General features: G+C 26.2%; 19 protein-coding genes, 1 other RNA gene and 1 pseudogene. 17 read left to right on the forward strand and 4 right to left on the reverse strand.

All coding sequences use genetic code 11. The annotated features are described in order from the left end of the window. Positions 1-264 precede the first annotated feature (264 nt). Positions 265-453: a hypothetical protein gene (locus tag APCICUMA2628_RS00290; protein ID WP_154027084.1), complete on the forward strand. Its 189-nt coding sequence runs from the start codon at positions 265-267 to the stop codon at positions 451-453. 209 nt (positions 454-662) lie between these two features. Next, a pseudogene (locus tag APCICUMA2628_RS02085) lies at positions 663-1,073 on the forward strand (metallopeptidase TldD-related protein). A gap of 97 nt (positions 1,074-1,170) precedes the next feature. Here APCICUMA2628_RS02085 and rnpB read toward each other — a convergent pair. Together rnpB and rsmI are read right to left on the reverse strand one after the other, a co-directional pair. Continuing rightward, positions 1,171-1,548, reverse strand: an RNA gene (gene rnpB, locus APCICUMA2628_RS00305) — RNase P RNA component class A. Next, positions 1,547-2,383 (reverse strand): 16S rRNA (cytidine(1402)-2'-O)-methyltransferase, encoded by an 837-nt coding sequence (gene rsmI, locus APCICUMA2628_RS00310; RefSeq protein WP_154027087.1) that lies wholly within the window; start codon positions 2,381-2,383, stop codon positions 1,547-1,549. Before rsmI ends, rnpB begins: the two co-directional genes overlap by 2 nt. Positions 2,384-2,701: 318 nt before the next feature. On the opposite strand from rsmI, the gene APCICUMA2628_RS00315 reads away from it, so the two are divergent. From APCICUMA2628_RS00315 to dapE, 4 genes are all read left to right on the forward strand, one after another. Continuing rightward, positions 2,702-3,919 carry a beta-ketoacyl synthase N-terminal-like domain-containing protein gene (locus APCICUMA2628_RS00315; RefSeq protein WP_154027090.1) on the forward strand — a complete coding sequence of 406 codons (1,218 nt, stop codon included), beginning with the start codon at positions 2,702-2,704 and terminating at the stop codon, positions 3,917-3,919. A gap of 223 nt (positions 3,920-4,142) precedes the next feature. Then, the gene (tal, locus tag APCICUMA2628_RS00320) at positions 4,143-5,099 is read left to right on the forward strand and encodes a transaldolase (RefSeq protein ID WP_154027093.1); all 957 of its coding nucleotides are present in this window, start codon (positions 4,143-4,145) and stop codon (positions 5,097-5,099) included. 71 nt (positions 5,100-5,170) lie between these two features. Further along, positions 5,171-7,165 (forward strand): transketolase, encoded by a 1,995-nt coding sequence (tkt, locus tag APCICUMA2628_RS00325; protein ID WP_154027096.1) that lies wholly within the window; start codon positions 5,171-5,173, stop codon positions 7,163-7,165. A 108-nt stretch (positions 7,166-7,273) separates the two neighbouring features. Further along, positions 7,274-8,404 (forward strand): succinyl-diaminopimelate desuccinylase, encoded by a 1,131-nt coding sequence (gene dapE / locus APCICUMA2628_RS00330; RefSeq protein WP_154027099.1) that lies wholly within the window; start codon positions 7,274-7,276, stop codon positions 8,402-8,404. Positions 8,405-8,658: 254 nt separating this feature from the next. On the opposite strand, the gene dapA is transcribed toward dapE, so the two are convergent. Together dapA and aroC are read right to left on the reverse strand one after the other, a co-directional pair. After that, positions 8,659-9,534, reverse strand: coding sequence for a 4-hydroxy-tetrahydrodipicolinate synthase (gene dapA / locus APCICUMA2628_RS00335; protein WP_154027102.1), 876 nt, complete (start codon positions 9,532-9,534; stop codon positions 8,659-8,661). A 373-nt stretch (positions 9,535-9,907) separates the two neighbouring features. Beyond that, a complete protein-coding gene (aroC, locus tag APCICUMA2628_RS00340) occupies positions 9,908-10,966 on the reverse strand; it encodes a chorismate synthase (RefSeq protein WP_154027105.1) in 1,059 nt (352 codons plus the stop codon). Between the two features lie 245 nt (positions 10,967-11,211). Here aroC and smrB point away from each other — a divergent pair, with 245 nt between their 5' ends. The 11 genes from smrB (at position 11,212) to metG (ending at position 22,583) form a co-directional block, all read left to right on the forward strand. Then, positions 11,212-11,754, forward strand: a complete 543-nt coding sequence (gene smrB, locus APCICUMA2628_RS00345; protein WP_154027108.1) for an endonuclease SmrB — start codon at positions 11,212-11,214, stop codon at positions 11,752-11,754. Between the two features lie 469 nt (positions 11,755-12,223). Then, positions 12,224-13,123, forward strand: a complete 900-nt coding sequence (hisG, locus tag APCICUMA2628_RS00350) for an ATP phosphoribosyltransferase (protein ID WP_154027111.1) — start codon at positions 12,224-12,226, stop codon at positions 13,121-13,123. A 7-nt stretch (positions 13,124-13,130) separates the two neighbouring features. Next, positions 13,131-14,447 carry a histidinol dehydrogenase gene (gene hisD / locus APCICUMA2628_RS00355; protein ID WP_154027114.1) on the forward strand — a complete coding sequence of 439 codons (1,317 nt, stop codon included), beginning with the start codon at positions 13,131-13,133 and terminating at the stop codon, positions 14,445-14,447. Positions 14,448-14,461: 14 nt separating this feature from the next. Continuing rightward, positions 14,462-15,526 carry a histidinol-phosphate transaminase gene (gene hisC, locus APCICUMA2628_RS00360; RefSeq protein WP_154027117.1) on the forward strand — a complete coding sequence of 355 codons (1,065 nt, stop codon included), beginning with the start codon at positions 14,462-14,464 and terminating at the stop codon, positions 15,524-15,526. Between the two features lies 1 nt (position 15,527). Next, positions 15,528-16,595 carry a bifunctional histidinol-phosphatase/imidazoleglycerol-phosphate dehydratase HisB gene (gene hisB / locus APCICUMA2628_RS00365; RefSeq protein WP_154027120.1) on the forward strand — a complete coding sequence of 356 codons (1,068 nt, stop codon included), beginning with the start codon at positions 15,528-15,530 and terminating at the stop codon, positions 16,593-16,595. Continuing rightward, positions 16,592-17,182 (forward strand): imidazole glycerol phosphate synthase subunit HisH, encoded by a 591-nt coding sequence (gene hisH / locus APCICUMA2628_RS00370; RefSeq protein WP_154027123.1) that lies wholly within the window; start codon positions 16,592-16,594, stop codon positions 17,180-17,182. The genes hisB and hisH overlap by 4 nt, the downstream gene beginning before the upstream one ends. Before the next feature lie 4 nt (positions 17,183-17,186). Then, positions 17,187-17,936, forward strand: coding sequence for a 1-(5-phosphoribosyl)-5-[(5-phosphoribosylamino)methylideneamino] imidazole-4-carboxamide isomerase (locus tag APCICUMA2628_RS00375; RefSeq protein ID WP_154027126.1), 750 nt, complete (start codon positions 17,187-17,189; stop codon positions 17,934-17,936). Beyond that, entirely contained in the window at positions 17,906-18,682 is a 777-nt protein-coding gene (gene hisF / locus APCICUMA2628_RS00380) for an imidazole glycerol phosphate synthase subunit HisF (protein WP_154027129.1), read from the forward strand. Before APCICUMA2628_RS00375 ends, hisF begins: the two co-directional genes overlap by 31 nt. Next, positions 18,676-19,290, forward strand: a complete 615-nt coding sequence (hisIE, locus tag APCICUMA2628_RS00385; protein ID WP_154027132.1) for a bifunctional phosphoribosyl-AMP cyclohydrolase/phosphoribosyl-ATP diphosphatase HisIE — start codon at positions 18,676-18,678, stop codon at positions 19,288-19,290. The genes hisF and hisIE overlap by 7 nt, the downstream gene beginning before the upstream one ends. 89 nt (positions 19,291-19,379) lie before the next feature. Then, positions 19,380-20,792, forward strand: coding sequence for an NADP-dependent phosphogluconate dehydrogenase (gndA, locus tag APCICUMA2628_RS00390; protein ID WP_154027135.1), 1,413 nt, complete (start codon positions 19,380-19,382; stop codon positions 20,790-20,792). A gap of 150 nt (positions 20,793-20,942) precedes the next feature. Further along, entirely contained in the window at positions 20,943-22,583 is a 1,641-nt protein-coding gene (gene metG, locus APCICUMA2628_RS00395; protein ID WP_154027138.1) for a methionine--tRNA ligase, read from the forward strand. Positions 22,584-22,586: the final 3 nt, after the last annotated feature.

Here is a 22,586-nt window from a genome sequence, read left to right on the forward strand (position 1 = left end):
GTTGATATGTTATTTCATTGAATGATATATCTATTTTGGGTATGCGTTAATCTGTTGATAGATCAATTTATTTATCTCAATATACAACTATTAATCAATTTATTATTTTTTCAGTATAGATCAGTTATATTGCTATAATAAAAAAATTAATTTATTTTTCTCTCAATCGTTTAAGTTTAAATGAGATTAATGATTTAGTCAATACTATAGATTCTACTGCTTTAAATTTTGATCCTCGAATTGTTAATACAGATGGTGCTATTTTTGAACATTTTTATTGATATTAAGGTGATAGGAAATAGTTTAAATTGGGCAGGAAATCAACTATTAATAGATAATTATTTATCTAGCAGTGTTGTAGCTTCGTGTCATCACCATTCTATAGAAAGAGATTTTATTTATACTGTTACAAGAGATTTTAATAATTTAGAAGATCCAATATTTATTGGATAAAGTAGTGCTAGAAAAAGTATTACTAAATTAAATTCAAGAAAAATATCCGTACAAATTTCTCCTATTATATTAAGTTCTGATATTTCATATGAATTATTTTTCTTGTTTAATATACGCGATAAATGGAGATTCTGTATACAATGAATCAACATTTTTATTAAATTCTTTAAATAAAAATATTTTGCCAAATTAGCTAAATATTTTAGAAAATCTGTTTTTATGTAAAGGTTTTATCATCCAGTTTATTTGATAATGAAAGTGTAGAAATTGTTACTAGAAAAATTATAAATCAAGGTATTTTGAAGATGTGGTTATTAGATATGTATTCAACTTGTCGTTTAAATATGTATAATACTAGGTATGTTGGAGCAACGTATAATTGGATAGTATCTACGGATAGTAAATTTATAAAATCTTTTAATCAAATTTTATCTTTTATGTCTTGAGGATTTTTAGTCACTGAATTGATAGGTGATGGTTTTGACGTCATTACCGGCGAATATTCTTGTTGCGAATATGGTTTTTGGATAGAAAGAAGTCGAGTACAATATTCAATTCATGAAGTTACAATTTCGGGTAACTTATTAAGTATTTGGAAGAATATTGTTTTATATATCTGATGATATAAATAAAAAAAAATAAAATTCAATATTCATTGTTATCAATAGACAGAATACACATTTCTAGATTTTAATAAGTAGTTGTTTTTTTTATATATTATGAAGTTGACTTATAAGCCGGGTTCTGTTTAAAACAGTCATTTATCTAGATTAATAATTACTTATTAATTCATAATAGCAGTCTACCCGGAGTAACGTGCGGGCCACACTCTCCTACTTGACCTTGCTCCAGGTGGAAGTTTACCGTGCCAAAATTGTTACCAATTTTGCGGTGCGCTTTTACCGCACCGTTTCACCTTTTCCTATTTAAAATAGCAGGTAATGTATACTTACATATATTATAATAGGTAGTTTATTTTCTGTTGTACTAGTCGTAAGATCACTCTTCCCAGGTGTTACCTGGCACCATACCCTGTGGAGCCCGGACTTTCCTCTGTGTATAATTATTTTTTACAGTGACTGTTCAATCAACTTCATAAAATATTTTTTTTAATTATTTCATTATAAAGAATATTTTTATTAAATCTACATATTTTTGCTGTAATTTTTATAGCTGTAGTATTACTAGTATTTTTTTTTAATATTTTAAATATTCTAAATACTCGTGAAGGTATTATATTTTTATTTTTTTTTTTAGCTCCGCTAATAATAATAGTTATTTCTCCTTTTTTGCAATAAATATTATCATTAATAGTTAGTAATAGCTGTTCAACTGTGCCTCGTTGTATATTTTCCCATTTTTTAGTTATTTCTTTAGCAATTGTAATTTTCCGTTGAACGCCCATAATTTTTTTTATTAATTTTAATGTATATTCTAATCGTTTTGGAGACTCGTATAAAATTATCGTTCGTGTTTCTTTGCGTAACGAAGATATTTTTGTTTCACATTTTTTTTTTTTATTTGGTAAAAATCCTTCATAACAAAATCTATTAGTTTTTAATCCTGAAGCGCAAATCGCTGTAATGGCAGCACAAGCTCCGGGTAACGGTACAACACGAATATTATTATGATATGCATATTTAATTAATATATATCCTGGGTCGTTGATCGTGGGCGTACCTGCTTTAGATACAATCGCCATATTATTTCCACTTTTTAATATATCGATATATTGATTAGTTTTTTTTCTTTCATTAACGATATTTAAAGATAATAACTTATTTTTAATAGAAAATTGATTTAATAAAATTGATGTGTATTTAATATTTTCAGTTATAATAAAATCTACTTTTTTAAGAATATTAATAGAGCGATATGTTATATCAAGTAAATTTCCTATGGGTGTCGGAACGATATATAATAAACCAATATTATTTTTTTTTTATACATAAGAATTAATTATTCCTTATATCGATAATTATAGTTTTTAGTTAATTAATACGAAATTAGTATTTTTTCATCAATAAAGTATTATATATTTTTATATATGCTAACTATATATTTTTTTTTAAAATTATATCATACTTTTTAAAAGATAATTTTGTATTAATTATTAATAAAATTATTTCTTTATTAAATTCTACAAGTAATTTAATGAATCTAAATTTAGAGAATAGATAAAATTATTTTATGTAAACATAAAATAATTTTATCTATTATTGGAATATTTTATTAAGGATAATAATCATTGAAAAGAGTAGTTATTACTGGTTTTGGAATTATTTCAAGTATCGGTGTTACTGAACAAAATATTGTAAAATTATTAAAAAAAGGTATTTCAGGAATAGTCTTTTCTAAAAAAATGAAAGAATATGGTTTATATAGCACTGTGTGGGGAAATGTTTCTTCTAAAAGAAAAAATCAAATACCTAAAAATTTTTTGCGTTTTATGAATTCTGCATCGATATATTCTTATTTATCTTTACAAGATGCCATTAAAGATAGCAACTTACATCCTGATGTATATATGGAAAATCCCAGAGTAGGTATTATTATAGGATCTGGTAGTGGAGCTGTTAGTCCGTATACAACTTTATTAATGAATAAAAAAAATAATAATAACAAAATTAGTCCATATACAGTTATTAAAAATATGCCTTCTTCTATTTCAGCTTGTTTAGGGGCTTTTTTTAAAATTTATGGTATAAATTATTCTATTAGCTCTGCTTGTTCTACTTCTGCACATTGTATTGGAAACGCATACGAACTGATTTCTTTAGGAAAACAAGACATTATTTTTGCAGGCGGCGGAGAAGAATTAAGTGTAGAATTAGCACATCAATTTGATGTTATGAGGACTTTATCTGTACGATTTAATGAAACTCCTGAACTTTCTTCTCGAGCGTTTGATAAAAATCGTGATGGATTTGTTATTTCCGGAGGTAGTGGTGTTATTGTTCTAGAAGAATTAAAGTATGCTGTATCTCGAAATGCCAAGATATATGCTGAAATAGTTGGTTACGGAACTGCTTGTAATGGTTATGATGTTGTACGTCCAACAAGCGATGGTTGTGTGCGTTGTATGAATAATGCGATTAAAGGTATCAAGAATTCTATTAATTATATTAATGCTCATGGCACTTCTACTAAAATTGGCGACATTAAAGAATTAAATGCTATAAAAAAAGTTTTTAATGGTTTTAGTATGCCATATATATCGTCTACTAAATCCATTACAGGTCATTCGTTAGGAGCAGCTGGGGTTCAGGAAATAATTTATACTATGTTAATGATTAAATATAATTTTATTGCTCCCAGTATTAATATAGAAGATTTAGATCCTATAGCATATAATATGAATATTGTTACAAAACCTATAGATACAATAATAAATTTCGCTATTTCTAATAGTTTCGGTTTTGGAGGAACAAATGTTAGTTTAGTACTAAAAAATATTATTAAATAAACAATTATTTAAATTTTTATTGGAAGATTTATGTAATTGTTATATATTTTAATAAATATATATTTAATAGTTTTATTATTTAATAATAGGTGTAACATTATATGTAGTGGTATGATTAGATTGATTTTGATAATAATAATATACACATTTCATGTGTTGTTTATATTGATACAGTATTAGTTTAATTTTATTTTTGAATTTCTTATATTATAAGGTTTTATATATGAATCAACTAGAACAATTAAGAAAATATACTACTGTAGTAGTAGATAGTGGAGATATAGAATGTATTCAAAAATATAAACCACAAGATGCTACCACTAATCCAACATTAATTTTAAAAAGTGTTTTATCTAAAAAATATGATTTTATCGTTAATAACGCAATTCAATATGCGCAAAAAATAGGCGGTTCAGTATCTGATAAAGTGCAAAATGCTAGCGATATGGTCTCTGTAGGATTTGGTACAGAAATTTTAAAATATATTCCAGGATATATTTCTACGGAGGTTGATGCGCGATTATCTTTTAATACTGATAAATGTATACAAAAATCAATTCAATTAATTAATTTATATCGTAATCGAGGGGTTGACACTTCTCGAGTTCTTATAAAGTTAGCGGCTACATGGGAGTGCATTCAAGCAGCTCATCAACTAAAAAAATTAGGCATTTTTTGTAATTTAACATTACTATTTTCTTTCGCTCAGGCTCGTGCATGTGCGGACGCTAATGTTTTTTTAATTTCTCCATTCGTGGGTCGAATTTATGATTGGTATCAAAAATTTAGTTTAAATTCTTCGTATTGTTCTTTATCTGACCCTGGAATTTTAGCTGTAAAAAAAATTTTTGTATATTATAAAAAATATATGTATAAAACTATTATTATGAGTGCCAGTTTTAGACGAATAGAACAAATTTTAGAATTAGCTGGATGTGATCGTATTACTATATCTCCTGATTTATTAGAACAACTAAAAATACAAACATTGAGTTTTACGAAAAAATTAGATGCTTCTAAAATTGATACTGTAGCAACTCAACCGGTTCCGTTAACAGAATCTGAATTTAGATTTTTACATAATCAAGACGCTATGGCTGTTGAAAAGTTATCCGAAGGTATTCGACAATTTAGTTATGATCAAATGGAACTAGAAAAATTTTTATTAAACTTAATATAGTTTTTAAAAACTATATTAAAATAATATATTTATAATATTTTTATGAGAATTACTTTCTGAAAGGAACATACATGTTATTTCGACGTGAGTTATCTAATGCAGCGCGAATGTTAAGTATTGATGCGGTTCAACGAGCGCAATCTGGTCATCCAGGTGCTCCTATGGGTATGGCTGATATTGCTGAAGTTTTATGGCGTGATTTTTTAAAACATAATCCTAATAATCCGTTATGGCAAAATAGAGATCGATTTATTATATCAAACGGTCATGCTTCTATGTTATTATATAGTTTGTTGCATCTATCTGGATACAATATATCTATAGAAGATTTAAAAAATTTTCGGCAATGTTTTTCTAATACTCCTGGTCATCCTGAAGTTGGTTGTACTCCAGGAGTAGAGATTACTACTGGTCCTTTAGGTCAAGGACTAGCTTCTAGCGTAGGTATGGCTATTGCTGAAAAATTATTATCACAATATTTTAATAGAAATAATTTTAATATTATTGATCACTATACGTGGGTATTTGCTGGTGATGGATGTTTAATGGAAGGTATTTCTCATGAGGCATGTTCATTAGCGGGTACATGGCAATTAGGTAAATTAATTGTTTTTTATGATAAAAATGGTATTTCGATTGACGGCGAAATATCTGGTTGGTTTACTGATGATACAAAAAAACGGTTTTTAGCATATAATTGGCACGTAATAGAAATAAACGGTCATAATTCAGAAGAGATTATTAATGCTATAAAAATAGCTAAAGGCAACATAATTCAACCATCATTAATAGTATGTAATACAGTTATTGGATTCGGTTCTCCTAATAAATCTGGTAAATCTAGTGCGCACGGAGCACCTTTAGGTGAAGTAGAAGTAGCTTTAACTCGTAAACAGTTAAATTGGATTCATCCTCCATTTTTTATTCCTCCTCATATATATTCTGCATGGAATGCTAGTCATTCAGGACAATTAGTAGAATTATCATGGAAAAATTTACTTAAAGAATATTCTATTAAATATCCAAAGTTATATTCGGAATATATACGTCGATTTAAACGACAATTACCTAGTCAGTTAGATGATAAATTGCAAGAATTTTTATTACAATTAAATAGTTCATTAAAAGATGTTTCTACACGCGAAGCATCACAAAATTTTTTAGAAAAATTTGGATCTTATTTACCGGAATTAATAGGCGGTTCTGCTGACTTGGCTCCTAGTAATTTAACTATTTGGTCCGGATCTAAATCTATTAATAAAGAGAATTTAGGTAATTATATTCATTACGGAGTAAGAGAATTTGGAATGACAGCTATAGCAAATGGAATATATCATCATGGAGGATTTATTCCGTATACTGCTACTTTTTTAGTTTTTGTTGATTACGCACGTAATGCTGTACGAATGGCGGCATTAATGAAAACACAACAAATTTTCATTTATACACATGATTCTATTGGTTTAGGAGAAGACGGTCCTACTCATCAACCAATTGAACATATCTCTACATTAAGATATATACCTAATTTAAGTGTTTGGAGACCTTGTGATTCCGTTGAAACCGCAGTGTCTTGGTTTTATGGTTTAAAAAGAAAAAAAGGACCTACATCTTTAATATTGTCTCGTCAAAATATAACACAATTTTCAAGGACTGATGATCAAGTAAAAAATATTTTTAAAGGCGGATATATTTTAAGAGAATATGGAACAGTTATTACTATAATTATTATTGCAACTGGATCAGAAGTACCGTTAGCAATTAAAGTTGCTAAAAAATTATATACATTAGGGTATCATACCCGGGTAGTTTCTATGGTTTCTACGGATTGTTTTGATAATCAAGATATAATATATCGTGAATCTGTTCTTCCTACAAAAATTATACATCGAATCTCTATAGAAGCTGGTATTAGTGATTATTGGTATAAATATGTAGGTCTTAATGGTATTAAGATTGGTATTGATACGTTTGGAGAATCTGGTCCTGGAAAAAATTTATTCAAAATATTTGGTTTTACGGTAAATAAGATTGTTTCTCGAATTAAAAAAATATTTTTTAGTTAACTGATCTAATTTTTTCAGTTTTATGTTTTTTAGTATGTTATTTTTTCATTAAAAAACGGTTTTTAATATAATAATTAGGAATTATGTAAGATAATATTAGGGTATGGTATGCATACAACAGTATTAAATTTAGCACGAAAATTAATTAATATACCATCAATTAGTCCAAACGATTTTGGTTGTCAAGAAATTTTAATACAAAGATTACAATCTTATGGATTTTTTATTGAAAGAATGAATTTTAATGACACTAGTAATTTTTGGGCATGGCGAGGATCAGGAAAAACAATTACTTTTTTAGGACATACTGATGTAGTACCAGCTGGAAATATACTTGATTGGAATCATCCGCCATTTACATCTACTGTAGAACATGGGTTTTTATTTGGCAGGGGTGCGGTAGATATGAAAGGTTCAATAGCTGCTATGACAGTAGCGGTAGAAAAATTCGTTCAAAAAAATCCTAATCATAATGGTCGTATATCATTTTTAATTACTTCAGATGAAGAATCAACAGGTAAAAATGGAACTAAAAGAGTAATTTCATTATTAAAAAATCGTAAAGAAATAATTGATTATTGTCTAATTGGCGAACCGACTAGCGAAAAAGTTTTAGGTGATTGTATTAAAAATGGTCGTCGAGGTTCTTTATCAATTGATTTAACGATATATGGTAAACAAGGTCATACAGCATATCCGGAATTAGCTGTAAATCCTATTCATATTTCTATACCGTTTTTAACAGAACTATCTACTATATCATTTGATGATGGTAATGATTTTTTTAAACCAACTACATTACAAATTTTAAAAACGTCTTCGGGAAAAAAATACGTAACTAATATGATTCCAGGAGAATTAAATATTTCTTTAAATGTAAGATTTAGTTATTTATCAAGCGAAAAAAAAATTATTAATACAATTGATATGTTACTTAAAAAATATTTTATAAAATATTCTATTCGCTGGATTTGTCATGCTAGACCATTTTTTTGTTCGCCGGATAGGTTTTACAATGTTGTTGCAGATAGTATATATCGACAAACTAATGTAACTACTATTTTAAAAACAAACGGTGGTACTTCTGACGGACGATTTATGACGGATATCGCAAATGAAATAGTAGAATGTGGTTTATTAAATTCTACTATTCATCAAATCAATGAATGCGTTAGTGTTTCAGATTTATTTACATTACAAAATATTTATAATAGTGTATTAGATACACTATTGTTGTAATTTTTTTTTAAATGAGGCGCTATGTTTAAAGTTAATATTATTTTGATTAATTATTAATTAATATAATTATATATATATTTTCTATGCAATGATAAAGATTTATTTTATCATTGCGTAATAAGTATATTGAGTGTTTCTAAATGAAATAGATTTTGATAAATATTTTTTATATATGTATATGTTATGGTACATAACTATAAGAACAGTTATGTTTATAGAATTATTCTATTGTATAATACTATGGATAGAATATACTATAAATTAATTGAATTAATAACTTTTTTTAATATATTTTGATTTTTTTTTAATAACGGCGTCATAGGTAATCTTAATGAATCTGATTCTATTAATCCGACATATTTAGTAGCCCATTTTATGGGTATAGGATTTGTTTCTTTGAATAAAAGATGATGTAGAAGATTTAATTTTTGATTTATTTTTCTAGCTTTTATAAAATCTCCTTGTAATGCTAGTGTACACATTTTTGTCATATAATTTGCGGCAATGTTTGCTGTTACTGAAATAACGCCTATTCCTCCTAGTTGGATAAAATCTAATGCTGTTGTATCATCGCCACTAATTAAAAGAAAATCATTTTTTACTAATTTTTTAATTTGATTAATTCTAGATAAATCTCCTGAAGCATCTTTTAATCCAATTATATTTTTATAATGAGATAGTTTAGCAATTGTTTCTGGTAATAAATTACATCCTGTCCTATTAGGAACATTATATAATATTTGTGGTAAGCAAGTATTTTCGGAAATGGCTTTAAAATGAAGATATAATCCTTGTTGTGTAGGTCTATTATAATAAGGAGTAACACTTAAACAACCTGAAACTCCAGATTTTTCAAGTTTTTTAGTTAAAAGAATACTTTCAGAAGTAGCGTTAGATCCTGTTCCGGCTATTATAGGTATTTTTTCATCTGCAAATTCTAGAGTATGCATAATGACATTTGTATGTTCTTTTCGGGTTAACGTTGCTGACTCTCCAGTTGTTCCTACAGAAATTATTGCATTTGTTTTGTTATCAATATGATAATTTATTATTTTTTTTAAGCTTTTTTTGCAAATATTTCCTTTGTTATCCATTGGTGTAATAAGAGCAACCATGCTTCCTTTAAACATTTTTTTGATTCCTTGTGAATACAAGAATATATTTTTTTTTAAATGCAATTAAAATTTTTTTAAATAATTTAATTTAAATTTATAAAAACAATTATTTTATTTATATCAATATTTAATATTGTTTGTTAAAAATAAAATTTTTTAAAAATAAAAGGAATTTGATATATTTATCATAAATTTTTTATTATTGATAATAGATTTTATTTATATTCATGAATAGTTATAGAATTCTAATATAGATTATTTTTAATGTATTGAATTTTTGTATATTTTAATTATTATATGATTATATCAATTTTAATTGATAAAAGTATAACTTAATTATACTAAGTCAATAATTTACTATCAATGTATTATTAGTAATATACGATTATTATCCGCATTGAGCTCGAAATCGTAAAACATGATCCATTAATGTTATTGCTAACATAGCTTCTGCAATTGGTACAGCTCTTATACCAACACAAGGATCATGTCGACCTTTTGTTATTATATAAGTTTCTTTTCCGAATTTATCAATTGTTTTGCCGGGTATTCTAATACTCGATGTTGGCTTAAAAGCTGCCTGAACAATTATTTTTTCTCCATTACTAATACCTCCTAAAATTCCACCTGAATGATTACTGGCAAATCCGTTTGGTAAAATTTCATCTCGATGAATATCACCTGTTTGCTCAACAACTTTGATGCCGTCTCCAATTTCAATAGATTTAGCTGCATTGATGCTCATAATCGCGTGCGCAATATCTGCGTTGAGCCTATCAAATACGGGTTCTCCTAATCCAATAGGAACATTTTTTGCAATGATAGTAATTTTAGCTCCAACAGAATTACCGGATTTTTTTAAGGTTTTCATATACTGACTTAATGGTTTGATTTTTTCGGAATTACTACAAAAAAATGGATTATTTTCTACTTCTTTCCATGATTTAAAAGGACATTTAATAGGTCCTAATTGTGATAAATATCCTCGAATAATAATATTAAATTTTATTTTTAAATACTGTTTTGCAATGGCTCCTGCTGCCACGCGTATAGCTGTTTCTCTAGCTGAAGCTCTGCCACCACCTCTATAATCTCGAATTCCATATTTTTTGTCGTATGTAAAATCAGCATGATTGGGGCGATATATATTTTTGATACTAGAATAGTCTTGTGAACGTGTATCTGTATTTTTGATGTTTATTCCTATACTAGTTCCTGTTGTCATTCCTTTAAATACACCAGAAAAAATTTCAATAACATCAGATTCTCTTCTAGGAGAGGTAAATGAAGAAAAACCCGGTCGTCTTCTATTTAATTCATACTGTATATCACTAGTTTTTAAAGGAAATCCAGGTGGTACTCCATCAATAATTCCAGCTAACATAGGTCCATGTGATTCCCCGCATGTTGTTACTTTAAATAACTTTCCTATAGTATTTCCAGACATTTTAACCTCAATTTTAAAATAATTAAATATACATTTAAATCTAAAACCATTTTATATTATTATAATGTTTTATTTATTTAAAATAAATATATTATTGACTATATTGGTCTATATATATAAGTATATATACTTATATTTTTTTGTGTAATTTGTTTTAACACTATAAAAAATAGTTAATATTCTTTTAAGTGTTATACATTTATAAAATTTTATTATGGCAATTAATTATTATGGAAAATTTATTTATGAAAAAAAATAATTCAATTAATTTAAATAAAAAAGAAACTTTTTTACATTATATGAAAGGAGTAAAACGAATTATACAAGATAAAATTTATCATCTAGATGTTAATAATAATAATCAACATACTGTACATAATAAAGATATTTATACACAAGAAGCGCATAGTTATTACTTTAAAAGTCTAACGAATGAACATAAATATTCTTTACATGATAATCCTATTTGTTTTGTTCGTAATTTGAATTATAATTTCAATCTGAAAAAATTAAAAAGAGGTGAATATATACCAGAAATTATTTTAGATTTACATGGAATGAATTTATATCAAGCACGAAAAGAGTTAGGAAAATTAATTACAATTTGTCATCAAGAAAAATTTTTTTGTGCTAGTATTTTACATGGACATGGCAAAAAAATATTAAAAAAATATATTCCGTTTTGGTTATCAAAACATCCTGATATATTAGCATTTCATCAGGCTCCGAAAATATTTGGATATGATGCAGCTATCTTAGTTGTTATAAAAAATGATGATTTGCAATAAATACCGTCTTTTTATGAGAGTAGTATGATTACTGTTATGTTTTAAGAAAATGAATTAATAATTTTTATTATTAAAATTTAATTATATTTTTATTATTAATTTTTTTTATTTAAAATATTTAAAAATATTTTTTTATTTTTTAGAATATATATTATTATATTAATAAATTTATTAGTTTAGTTATTAAAAAATAGATAATTATTTATTTTCATGATTATTAATGATATATTAATTATATTAATGATAAGTTATAAGGTTATAACTTAAACATAGAATGTTTAAGTTGTTTAAACTATATAATATAGTGTTTATATTACAGTGTTATGCTGGTATAATTAAAAATTAATTGTTTAAATAATTATATATATTAATCAAATATGATATATAATATGTCATTTATATGTTGCAAAGTTAAAGACATTGTTATCTTTAGGGATGTTTAAGAATACTGATAAATAGGACGATAAAATTGAATAAAAATCGTGTACGTTTAGCTATACAAAAATCAGGCCGGTTAAGTTATGATTCACAGAAGTTATTAAAAAGTTGTGGTATAAAAATTAATTTACAAACATCTAGTTTAATCGCATTTGCTGAGAATATGCCTATTGATGTTATGTTAGTAAGAGATGACGACATTCCTGGTTTAATTATGGATGGAGTAGTAGAATTAGGTATTATTGGTTCTAACGTTTTAGAAGAAAAATGTTTAACTCGATCGTTAGCTGAAGAATCTGTTTCATATACTATTTTACAAAATCTTGATTTTGGGATTTGTCGACTATCTTTATCGGTTCCTTTAGATATGCATTATTCAGGGATCTTATGTTTAAAAGATTCCCGTATTGCTACATCATATCCTAATTTATTGAAACGATATTTTGATAAAAAAAATATTTCTTTTAAACCGTTTGTTTTGAATGGTTCGGTGGAGGTTGCATATAGTTCGGGATTAGCGGATGCGATATGTGATTTAGTTTCTACAGGAGCTACTTTAAATGCTAATGGTTTAAGAGAAGTAAAAACTATTTATAATTCTTGCGCATGTTTGATTTCTCGTAAAATGAAACATTTGGTTCCAGAAAAAAGAATATTTATTAAAAAATTATTAAATCGTATTCAAGGTGTCATTAAAGCACGAGAATCTAAATATATTATGTTACATATTTCAAAAAATAAATTAAGTGCGGTCACTGATTTATTGCAAGTAGCAGAACAACCAACTATTTTAGAGTTATTTGGTAATAAAAATAAAGTTGTTCTTCATATGGTAAGTAGTGAAACTATTTTTTGGGAAACGATGGAGCAACTAAAATTATTAGGAGCAAGTTCTATCTTAGTATTACCTATAGAAAAAATGATGGAATAAAATAATTATGTTAGATGCAAATAAAAATATTATTTATTGGAATAATTTAACAACACAAGAACAAAGTAATATACTTTTAAGACCATCTTTGCATACTGATGATAAGATCAAATTATATGTTTCGAAAATTATTAATAGAATTCGAAAATACGGAGATACTGCTTTACATTCCTATAATTTAGAGTTTGATAAAATAAAAACAGATTGTTTTTATATAACTCAAGAAAAAATTGATTTTTCCTCTAATTTAGTGTCTACATCATTTAAGAGATCTATATTAATAGCAAAAAAAAATATTAGTACATTCCACGCTAAACAAATATTCTCTAATTTAGAAGTAGAAACATACCCAGGTATACACTGTCAACAAATTATTAGACCGATTAATTCAGTAGGATTATATATTCCAAAAGGGCAATATCCATTGGTTTCTACTGCTTTAATGTTATCAATTCCTGCGCAATTAGCTGGATGTCCAAATATTATATTATGTTCTCCGCCGCCTGTTAGTAATGAAATATTATATATTGCTAAAGTGTCTGGTATTAAAAAAGTTATTCAATTAGGAGGCGCTCATGCTATTGCTGCTCTTGCGTTAGGTACTGAGAGTATAGGGCATGTAGATAAAATTTTCGGACCCGGTAACATGTTTGTTACAGAAGCTAAACTACAGATTAGTCGTTCAGTTCCTGGAGTATCTATTGATATGCCCGCTGGTCCTTCAGAAATGTTAATTATTGCTGATAACAGTTCTCGTCCTGATTTTATTGCTGCTGATTTTTTAGCTCAATTAGAACATGATAGTAATTCACAAGTAATATTATTAAGTACGAACATAGAGTTATTAAAAAATGTAGTATTTATTATTAATAAACAAATATTAGGCTTAAAAAAACAAGATATTATCTTACATGCATTAAAAAATAGCAGAATTATTGTTGCTCAATCGTTAATTGATTGTTTTAATATTTCTAATTTATATTCTCCCGAACATCTGACTTTACACATAAAAGATTCAGAAAATTTTTTATCGTATATAAAAAATGCTGGATCAATTTTTTTAGGAAAATGGACACCTGGATCTGCAGGTGATTATATTACAGGAGCAAATCATGTTTTACCCACATATGGATACTCTAATGCTTATTCTTCTTTACAAATTTCCGATTTTCAGAAAATAATTACAGTTCAAAAAATGACAAAACAGTCTCTAATGAATTTATCACATCATATTAAAGTATTATCTAAAATAGAAGGCATGGATGCTCATAGTAAATCGATAACAATCAGAACAAATTTTTTAAAAAATATTTCTACTATATAGTGAGTGGATATCATATGAAACATTTAGTTCCTCGACATATAGATGCGTTAAAACCGTACCAGTCAGCACGTCGTATTGGTTTAACTGGTCGTATTTATTTAAATGCTAATGAATCTCCTTGGACGAATACGATTGAATGTAAACATAATAATTTAAATCGATATCCTGATTTTCAACCATATGAATTATTAAACAAGTATTCTCAATATGCCGGTATTTCAAAAAAAAATATTTTAATTACACGAGGTGCAGATGAAGGCATAGAATTATTGATGCGTTCTTTCTGTATCTCGGGTAACGATAAAATTATGTTTTTTCCTCCTACATATGATATGTATGCTATAAATGCTGATATTTTTAATATAAGAAAAATAATAATTCCACTTTTATCAAATTTTCAGTTAGATTTAATTAGCATTAAAAAAAATATTAATAATGTTAAATTAATTTATGTATGTAATCCTAATAATCCAACTGGAAATATGTTTTTACGAAAAAATATTATTAGTATTCTTAAATTTATTCCGAAAACAACTTTATTAATAATCGATGAAGCTTACATAGATTATGCTATAGAAAATAGTTTTATCGATATATTAAATCAATACACTAATTTAGTTATATTGCGTACTTTATCAAAAGCTTTTGGTCTGTCGTCTTTAAGATGCGGATTTGTATTATCAAATACATATGTAATTAATATTCTAAAAAAAGTGTTAACCCCTTACCCGATTGCTACGCCGATATCTGATATCGCCGTACAATCATTGAAAGCAGGTAATATTAAATACGTACAAAAAAACATATTGAAAATTTTGTATAATAAAGAATTTTTAGTTAGAAAATTAAAAATTTTTTCATGTATACAAAACATTTTTTTAAGTCAAACTAATTTTATTCTTATTAAATTTTTTTATTCTGAAATTATTTTTCAATATCTCACATCAAATGGAATCATTATACGCGATCAATCTCATAAACTCGGTTTAAAGGATTGTTTAAGAATATCAGTAGGTACTATGAATGAATGTCAAGATTTAATTTCTGTATTATCTAGGTTTGAGACAAAAAAATTGTAATATGAAAGAAAAATTTTTATTTATTGATCGTGACGGTACGCTAATTCGCGAACCTAAAAAAACATTTCAAATTGATAGTTATAGTAAATTTTTTTTAGAAAAAAATGTCATTGTTTCTTTGTTACAATTAATTAAACTGGGATATCAGTTAGTTATCATAACTAATCAAGATGGTTTAGGGAGTAAATCTTTCCCTATTCAGAAGTTTAGCAAAATACATAATTTAATGTTGGATATTTTTTGTTCACAAAAAATATTTTTTAAAAGTATTTTAATTTGTCCGCATTTTATTCATGAACAATGTGATTGTCGAAAACCAAATACTTCATTAGTAAAATATTGGATTAATAATAAATTAGATAAAAAAAATAGTTACGTAATAGGAGATAGAGATACAGATATTAAATTAGCTGATAATATGGGCATTAAAAGTTTTTTATATCATCCTGAATTTTGTTCATGGGAACATATAGTAACACAATTAACATATCCTAATAGGTTTTCAGAAATTTCTAGAAATACTTTAGAAACAAAAATATTTATTAGAATTAGTTTAGATATTCCTATTGTTTGTTACATTAATACAGGTATTAATTTTTTAAATCATATGTTAGATCAAATCAGAATACATGGAGGTATTTTTATGTATATTGATGTCATTGGTGATTTATCTATTGATGATCATCATACTGTAGAAGATATTGGAATAACATTTGGAACTGCATTAAAAAATGCACTAAAGAATAAAATAGGAATATCAAGATATGGTTTTACGTTGCCTATGGATGAGAGTATTTGTTCATGTATTATCGACATATCTGGTCGTTCTTTTTTATCGTTTTATGCAAATTTTACAAATAAATATGTCGGTGATTTAAGCACATGCATGATAGAACATTTTTTTTATTCATTAAGTCAGTCTATGAACCTTACGATTCATTTACATGCTCGAGGTAATAATGATCATCATTGCGCCGAGAGTTTGTTCAAAGCATTTGGTCGTACGTTAAAACAAGCTATTTATATACAAGGAAATGATTTACCTACATCAAAAGGTTTTTTACAATGACAATTGTGATTATTAATACGGGTTGTTCTAATTTGAATTCTATCAAATATTCTATACAGCGGGTAGGATATCAGGCTAGTATTACTGATTCAATTCACGATATTAAAATAGCTCATAAGATATTTCTACCTGGTGTAGGTACTGCTGCTGCCGTAATAAATATTTTAAAAAATAAAAATTTATTATCATTTATAAAAAATACAACACAACCAATTTTAGGTATTTGTTTAGGTATGCAGTTATTAGGAACATACAGTGATGAAGGAAAAAAATGTATTTTATTAAATAAAATACCTTATTCGATAAAAAAATTACCTAATAATAACTGTTATATTCCACATATTGGTTGGAATATTGTAAATATTACTAAAAATAATTTTTTATTTAACAATATTGATGATAATACTCGATTTTATTTTTTACATAGTTATTATATGAAGCAGAATGAATATACGATTGCTATTTCTAAACATGGTATTTCTTTTTGTTCTGCAGTAGCGGTGGAAAATTTTTTTGGTGTACAGTTTCATCCGGAAAAATCAGGTTATTCCGGCGAACAATTAATTAAAAATTTTTTAGAGATATAAAAATATGATTATTCCATCATTAGATTTTATTCAAGGTAAAACGGTACGATTATATCAAGGTAATTATAATTGTAAAACACGATATAATATTAATATTTTTGAACAAATTGACGAATACATATGTCACGGAGCTACTCATATACATTTAGTAGATTTAGATGGATGTAGCAATCCTTTAGATCGTCAAAAAAATATTTTAAAAATTGTTTCTAATTATAAGAATATTACGTTTCAAGTAGGTGGTGGTATACGTACACATGATGATATAAAATCTTTATTAGATGTTGGTGTTAATAAGATTGTAATAGGTACGGTAGCTATTTTATATCCTAATAAATTTAAACGATGGTTATCTAAATATGGAGGTGACAAGTTAATATTAGCGGTCGATATAAAGGTTAATAATAAAAATGAAAATAAAATTGCTATTAACGGCTGGAAGGTTATAACACAGTCTAATATAGAGGATATTGTTAGTATGTTTGTTCCATATGGATTAAAAAATATTTTATGTACTGATATCTTAAGAGACGGAACATTTTTAGGTCCTAATGTCGAATTATATAAACATTTAAAAAAACAATTTCCGAATATTATATTACAATCTTCCGGAGGTGTTTGTTCTATTGCGGACATATGTTCATTACAAGAACATAATGTAGAACACGTTATTATTGGGCGTGCTTTATTAGAAAAAAAATTTACTTTTTTGGAGGCTCGTCAATGTTGGCAAAAAGAATTATCGCTTGTTTAGATGTTAAAGATGGTATGGTTGTCAAAGGTATTCAGTTTAATAATCATATCGTTATTGGAAAAATAATTGAATTAGCGAAGTATTATTCTCAAAATGGAATTGATGAATTAGTTTTTTATGATATTTCAGCATCACCTCAAAAAAAATTATTAGATATACAATGGATTACTGGTATTGCTGAAATTATTAATATTCCTTTTTCAGTAGCAGGAGGTATTTCTTCTATTCACGATGCACAACAGATTTTATCAGCAGGAGCTGATAAAATTTCTATTAATTCATCTGCGTTAAATAATCCATATTTAATTAGTAAATTAGCAGATCGTTTTGGAGTTCAATGTGTTGTAGTAGGAATAGATTCATGGTACGATAAAGTAAACAAAAATTATCAAATATTTCAATATACTGGTGATAAATATAAATCACGTGTAACTCATTGGAAAACTGTTGAATGGATTAAAAAAGTTCAAAAATTAGGTGCGGGTGAAATTGTATTAAATACAATGAATACTGACGGCACTAAGAAAGGATATGATGTTGAACAGTTAAAAAAAATACGCGACATTTGTTTGATTCCTTTAATTGCATCTGGAGGAGCTGGAAACATGTATGATTTTTTAGATGTATTTAATATTTCTCAAGTTGATGGTGCGTTAGCAGCGTCGATCTTTCACGATAAAAGTATTTCTATTGTAGATTTAAAGAATTTTTTATTTAATCACGGAGTTACAATTAGACAATGTTAAATTATAATAATATTGCCAATTTAAATTGGGATAAATTAAAAAATATGATTCCGGCTATCGCACAACATTATGTTTCAGGCGAAATATTAATGTGCGGATATATGAACCAAGAAGCATATCATCACACTCTTGAAAAGAAATTATTTACTTTATATTCTCGGCAAAAAAAAAGATTATGGATTAAAGGAGAAACTTCAAAGAATTTTTTATATGTTAAAAACATCACTACAGATTGTGATGGTGATGTTATTTTAGTTCAAGTACAGCCTGCCGGAAATACTTGTCATCTTAATAGATTTAGTTGTTTTGAACATTCTCAACCAATTTATTCTTTTTTATTGCAGTTAGAAAATATAATTAAATTACGAAAAAAAAAAAAGTTAGAAAAATCATATATTAGTAATTTATTTACTCAAAATAGACACCGAATTGCTCAAAAAGTTGGAGAAGAATCAGTAGAAGTAATTATAGCTTTTTTAGAAAAAAATTCTGTTAATTTAATTAATGAATCATCTGATTTATTATTTCATTTATTAATTTTATTACAATCTATGAGTATAGATTTAGAATTAATTATTAATAATTTAAAAGATCGTATGCATAAATAAAAATATTTTATGATTAATTTTTTATTAATTATTTATTTTTTATATTTTATTTAATATTTTAAAAACATTTACTTTTGTGAAGGATATATATGTCAAACCATGATATTGGTGTTATTGGTATGGGAGTTATGGGAAAGAATTTAGCGTGTAATATTGTTAATCACGGATATACGGTATCGGTTTTTAATCGATCATTTAATAAAACAATGAAAATATTGTTTAACGAACCGATTGAACGATTACATCCATATCTTATTTTGAAAGAATTTATTCATTCATTACGCAAACCACGTTGCATTGTTATGATGATACAATCAGGTGCTCCGGTGGATGAATTAATACATAATTTATTGTCTCATGTGTGTGTTGATGATTTAATAATAGACGGAGGTAATTCATTTTATATAGATACAATTAAACGATTTAATTTTTTGCAAAAAAAATCTATTCATTTTCTTGGAGTAGGGATATCAGGCGGAGCAGAAGGTGCTTTAAACGGACCTTCTATTATGCCCGGCGGAACTATTGCAGCATATAAATTAGTAGCTCCTATTTTTAAAAATATTTCAGCTAAATATAATCAAGAAGAGTGTGTAGAACATTTAGGTCCTGACGGATCCGGACATTATGTAAAAATGGTACATAATGGTATTGAATACAGTGATATGCAGTTAATTTCAGAAACATATTCGTTATTAAAAAATTTAATTGGTATGAATAATATAGATGCATCAAATATTTTTAAACATTGGAATCAAGGAGAATTATGTAGTTATTTAATAGAAATAACCGGAAATATTTTATGTAAAAAAGATATAGACGGTAATTTTATTATAGATGTTATTTTAGATTCTGCATCTAATAAAGGTACTGGGACGTGGACATCAAAAAGTGGATTAGATTTACATGTACCATGCTCTGTTATTACAGAATCTGTTTTTGCAAGATATTTATCATCTTTTAAAGCTAACAGAATGATTGCGTCAACCATATTATCCGGTCCCAAAATATCTATAAATAATAATTTTAATCGAGAAAAATTTGTTGAAGATATTCGACAAGCTTTATATTTAGGAAAAATTATTTCATATGCACAAGGTTTTTACTTAATGAAAAGAGCATCAGAATATTATTCTTGGAATTTATCTTTTTCTATAATTGCTAAAATTTTTCGAGCTGGCTGTATTATTAGAGCAAATCTTTTAAATGATATTGCTATAGCTTATTCTGAAAATAAAAATTTAATTGATTTATTATTTGCTCCAATATTTCGAGATATTATTAATAAATATCACCAGTCCTTACGTAATGTTGTTAGTACAGCTGTGTCTAACGGAATTTCTGTTCCTGTTTTTTCTGCTGCATTATCTTATTACGACGGATATCGTACTGTAAATTCTTCTGCAAATTTAATACAAGCACAAAGAGATTATTTTGGATCTCATACATATCATAGAGTTGATAAATCAGGTATTTTTCATACTGATTGGTTAGATAAATAACAAATTTATCAAAATTATATAGATATAAAAATTAAACGTTTCATATATTGTAATATTTTAATGTAACAATTATTTATAAATAATATTTATTAGATTTTATCTGTATAAAATTTTATTTGTAATATTTATTTTCTATAATTATGGTTTTTTATGAAAAATTCTATGTATAAGAGTTTAGTAACATGCGCGTTTCCATATGCTAATGGAGAAATACATTTAGGTCATTTATTAGAACAGATACAAGCAGATATTTGGGTACGATATTTTCGTTTAAAAAATCGTTCAGTATTTTTTATTTGCGCTGATGATGCACATGGAACAGCAATAATGCTGAAAGCTAAGCAAATGAAGATTAGTCCTGATCAATTAATTAATAGTATGCATAAGCAACATAAAAATATTTTTCTGAAGTTTTCTGTTATTCATGATCATTATTCGTCTACTCATAGTCCAGTTAATAAAAAATTATGTAATAAAATATTTAATATTATTTTAAAAAAAAAATTTTTAAAAGAAAAAAAAATTGCTCAATTATATGATATTAAATTAAATATGTTTTTATCAGATCGTTTGGTTAAAGGGGTATGTCCACAATGTAATTCAGATGATCAATATGGTGACAATTGTGATGTTTGTGGCGCTATTTATGATGCAACAGAATTATTACAAGTTACTTCTGAGTTATCTAATTCATCACCTCAGATAAAATTTTCTAATCATTTATTTTTTAAATTATCTTTTTTTTTAAATTTTTTAAAAAAATGGGTTAATTCCGGTGTGTTACAAACATCAGTATTCAATAAAATTAATGAGTGGTTAACTAGTAATTTACGTTCTTGGAATATTTCTAGAGATCAACCATATTTTGGCTTTAAAATTCCCGGTTATTCTAGTAAATTTTTTTATGTATGGTTCGATGCTCCTATTGGATATCTTAGTTGTTTTAAAGAATTATGCGATATTAAAAAAGATATTAATTTTGATGAATTTTGGTCAATAAATTCTAAAAATAGATTATACCAGTTTATTGGTAAAGATATTATTTATTTTCATGCTTTATTTTGGCCGGCCATCCTTGAAGGATGTGGGTATAGAAAACCTACAAAAATATTTACTCATGGTTATTTAACTTGTAACGGATTAAAATTATCTAAATCTAAGGGAGCTATAATATTAGCTCGTCAATGGTTATCATGTTTTGATTCTGATTCTTTACGGTATTATTTTGCTTCAAAATTATCTAATACAATTGAAGATATAGATATAAATTTGTATGATTATGCATATAAAATTAATGCAGATATTGTTAATAACATAATAAATTTAGCATCACGTAATGCTTCTTTTCTAGAAAAATATTTTAATAACATATTATCTAATCAACTAATAAAATCAGGTATATATAAAAAATTTATTAGTACTGCTGTAGAAATTGAAAGTTTTTTTGAGGATAGAAAATTTTCTTTAGTAATTCAAAAAATTAGATATTTATCAGATCTTGCAAATAAATATATTAGTAAACGTAAACCGTGGATATTAATTAAAAATGCATCTAATAAAAATCAAGTACATAATATTTGCTCATTAGGGATTAATTTATTTAAGATTTTAATTATTTTCTTAAAACCGATTATGCCTGAATTAGTTACCAACATAGAGTTATTTTTAAATACATCATTAATGTGGAAACATATTTCTACGCCTCTTTTAAATCATAAAATTAATCGGTTTTCTTATTTATATAAACGTATTGATATTAAAGATATTGATTTTTTTTTAAAAAAAATTTAATTT

The organism is Buchnera aphidicola (Cinara cuneomaculata) (genome assembly GCF_900698865.1).
Classification (GTDB): domain Bacteria; phylum Pseudomonadota; class Gammaproteobacteria; order Enterobacterales; family Enterobacteriaceae; genus Buchnera_F; species Buchnera_F aphidicola_AA.

Excerpts from the sequence above, each read along its gene's own strand:
- APCICUMA2628_RS00375 (WP_154027126.1), top strand. The coding sequence starts at position 17,187 with ATGATTATTCCATCATTAGATTTTATTCAAGGTAAAACGGTACGATTA.
- hisIE (WP_154027132.1), top strand. The coding sequence starts at position 18,676 with ATGTTAAATTATAATAATATTGCCAATTTAAATTGGGATAAATTAAAA.
- aroC (WP_154027105.1), bottom strand. The coding sequence starts at position 10,966 with ATGTCTGGAAATACTATAGGAAAGTTATTTAAAGTAACAACATGCGGG.
- gndA (WP_154027135.1), top strand. The coding sequence starts at position 19,380 with ATGTCAAACCATGATATTGGTGTTATTGGTATGGGAGTTATGGGAAAG.
- hisH (WP_154027123.1), top strand. The coding sequence starts at position 16,592 with ATGACAATTGTGATTATTAATACGGGTTGTTCTAATTTGAATTCTATC.
- hisB (WP_154027120.1), top strand. The coding sequence starts at position 15,528 with ATGAAAGAAAAATTTTTATTTATTGATCGTGACGGTACGCTAATTCGC.
- smrB (WP_154027108.1), top strand. The coding sequence starts at position 11,212 with ATGAAAAAAAATAATTCAATTAATTTAAATAAAAAAGAAACTTTTTTA.
- hisC (WP_154027117.1), top strand. The coding sequence starts at position 14,462 with ATGAAACATTTAGTTCCTCGACATATAGATGCGTTAAAACCGTACCAG.
- hisD (WP_154027114.1), top strand. The coding sequence starts at position 13,131 with ATGTTAGATGCAAATAAAAATATTATTTATTGGAATAATTTAACAACA.
- hisF (WP_154027129.1), top strand. The coding sequence starts at position 17,906 with ATGTTGGCAAAAAGAATTATCGCTTGTTTAGATGTTAAAGATGGTATG.
- dapA (WP_154027102.1), bottom strand. The coding sequence starts at position 9,534 with ATGTTTAAAGGAAGCATGGTTGCTCTTATTACACCAATGGATAACAAA.
- dapE (WP_154027099.1), top strand. The coding sequence starts at position 7,274 with ATGCATACAACAGTATTAAATTTAGCACGAAAATTAATTAATATACCA.
- tkt (WP_154027096.1), top strand. The coding sequence starts at position 5,171 with ATGTTATTTCGACGTGAGTTATCTAATGCAGCGCGAATGTTAAGTATT.
- metG (WP_154027138.1), top strand. The coding sequence starts at position 20,943 with ATGAAAAATTCTATGTATAAGAGTTTAGTAACATGCGCGTTTCCATAT.
- tal (WP_154027093.1), top strand. The coding sequence starts at position 4,143 with ATGAATCAACTAGAACAATTAAGAAAATATACTACTGTAGTAGTAGAT.